The sequence below is a fragment of the Rhodococcus sp. P4_B6 genome, assembly GCF_056402215.1.
The window spans coordinates 1-1944 of the sequence record NZ_JBFUHV010000413.1; the positions used below are offsets into that span (position 1 = coordinate 1).

4 protein-coding genes and 1 pseudogene are annotated in these 1944 nt (G+C 66.4%); 2 read left to right on the forward strand and 3 right to left on the reverse strand.

All coding sequences use genetic code 11. The features are described 5' to 3' along the window. Window positions 1-200 precede the first annotated feature (200 nt). From AC1DWT_RS51125 to AC1DWT_RS51135, 3 genes are all read right to left on the reverse strand, one after another. Window positions 201-401: a hypothetical protein gene (locus AC1DWT_RS51125; RefSeq protein ID WP_477926250.1), complete on the reverse strand. Its 201-nt coding sequence runs from the start codon at window positions 399-401 to the stop codon at window positions 201-203. Continuing rightward, on the reverse strand, window positions 391-789 hold the full coding sequence (locus AC1DWT_RS51130) for a hypothetical protein (RefSeq protein ID WP_477926251.1): 399 nt from the start codon (window positions 787-789) through the stop codon (window positions 391-393). The genes AC1DWT_RS51125 and AC1DWT_RS51130 overlap by 11 nt, the downstream gene beginning before the upstream one ends. 78 nt (window positions 790-867) lie before the next feature. Further along, window positions 868-1038: a hypothetical protein gene (locus AC1DWT_RS51135; protein WP_477926252.1), complete on the reverse strand. Its 171-nt coding sequence runs from the start codon at window positions 1036-1038 to the stop codon at window positions 868-870. Between the two features lie 256 nt (window positions 1039-1294). On the opposite strand from AC1DWT_RS51135, the pseudogene AC1DWT_RS51140 reads away from it, so the two are divergent. Next, window positions 1295-1393, forward strand: a pseudogene (locus AC1DWT_RS51140) (DUF2510 domain-containing protein); the annotation flags it as partial. A 72-nt stretch (window positions 1394-1465) separates the two neighbouring features. Continuing rightward, on the forward strand, window positions 1466-1944 hold a 479-nt coding region (locus AC1DWT_RS51145; RefSeq protein WP_477926253.1), incomplete at its 3' end, for a hypothetical protein.

Genomic DNA, 1944 nt, shown 5'->3' on the forward strand with positions numbered 1-1944 from the left:
GGCCTCCCCGGCACCTCTCCGGCACTCCCCCGCACAGGGTCGTCGGCGACCCCACATCACAAACCGGGGACATGTCATCACACCAGGTCACAGCACCATCACACCCCCACACAGCACACGGCCCGTACCCCGGAAACCGGGTGCGGGCCGCGCTGCGAGATGAGGCAGCCTAGGCCTCGGGATCCAGCCAGGACCGATCCTCACGGCCCTCCACATAGACCCCCACCGGGCGGACCATCGAGCACCTCGAGCAGCAACTCACGTACCGCCGCAGAGGCACCGGCAAGCATCTCGTCCCAATGCTCGCACCAGTCCTCCCAGTCCCAGCCCGCACCGGCATCGACCGGCGCAACGTCCACGAACACCCAGGCATCGGTCGGGCCGTCCGGATCACGGACCACTACGGCCTCCACCAGCGCCGTCACCGCTGGGCCCCTCCCGAGTGAGCGTGTAGCCGAGCGACTCCGCCAGCAGGTGCAGCAGAACATCCGCCGACGGCAGCGGCAGCCGGTCCATCCGGTCCCGGAGCGCGTTGCACTCGGCCTGGTCCTCGCACATGCACTCGCTGTTGCGGGCACCGTCCTCGAGGCCCGAGTCGAGGCCGCAGCCGTCCACCGTCACCGGGTCCAGCACCCACCGATCGATGCCGTCCCAGTCGCGCATCAGGTACACCCAGATCGATTCCTCGATGTAGTGGGTGCCGCGCGCGAGGGCGCGCTCGCCCTGCGACAGGTAGACCACCTCGGCAGGGGTCGGGACGTTGATGTTCGTCGTGGTTGTGGTTGTCATCGTGGAGTGTCCTTCCTAGGTCAGTGGTTCACGGTCGGCGCGAACACCGCACCGGACAGCAGGGCGTCCCTCTGGGCGTCAGACAGACCCACCGTGGCTCCGTTGCCGTCGTGGGCCGCCGAACGCCACAACGCCGCAGAACGGCTGCCAGATCGCCCCGTGGGCCCGTGCAATCGCCGTCGCCATCAGATTCACCTCGGGGCGGCCGTCCACACCGATCCGGACGGCGTGCATGGTCGCGGCACTCATGCCTGCACCCCGCGCACAATGTAGTCGTCGAGTTCGAGGCCGTGGCGGCGGAACCCACCCGATCCTGCGGCCCACCGCCCGCGACACACCCACACCCCATCGACGGGCACGTCTGATCGCGACCGTGGTCAGACGTGCCCTTTGATGGCGGCCCGCGCATACTGCCGGCCGCCATCGCGGACACACCACTCCGGGGATGTCATCCACGTGAATGACACTGAAGGGCAGCATCTTCGCACCCTGGTATGTATGCACAATGACGACACGACCCGGTTGGCATCCGGACCCCGAAGAACCGCAGCAACTCCGCTGGTGGGACGGCCAACAATGGACCTCCGAAATCCACAGAGTTGCCGCTCCACAGCAACCGCCGACACCACCTGCACCGCCGACTCCCATCGATCCGACGACGAGGCGGAGAAACAACTTGACCGCTGTCGGCGTGATTGCAGTCCTGATCGCCGGTTATATGGGTGTCTCAGCTCTGCAGAACCGCTCCGACGACGAGACCACCGCCGCGGCGCCTACAACCACGTCCGAGGCGCCTACGCCTGTGATTGCAGCGCAGCCATCGACCAGATTGACCACCGCACCGGCGACCACCACCCCGTACGTCGTCCCCGAGTACTGGATGCGCACGAATGGCCCCCGCTACATCACGGTCATCGTCCCCACCCGTTACCCCCGCGACGACATGATCAAGGTCATGCAAGACGTCGTCGACCTGCACGCAAGCGAAAGCGGTGGGTGGCACGTCAACATCGACTGCGGTACATCTGCCGACGCGACCGGAGGCACTCGGTTGGGTACGTCCTCATTCGCACTCGACAACCTAGGCCTTGCACAGACCGGACTTCGCAACAAGTTCCAAGCTGCGACCATCCTCAACGATGGTGCGACCTGCCC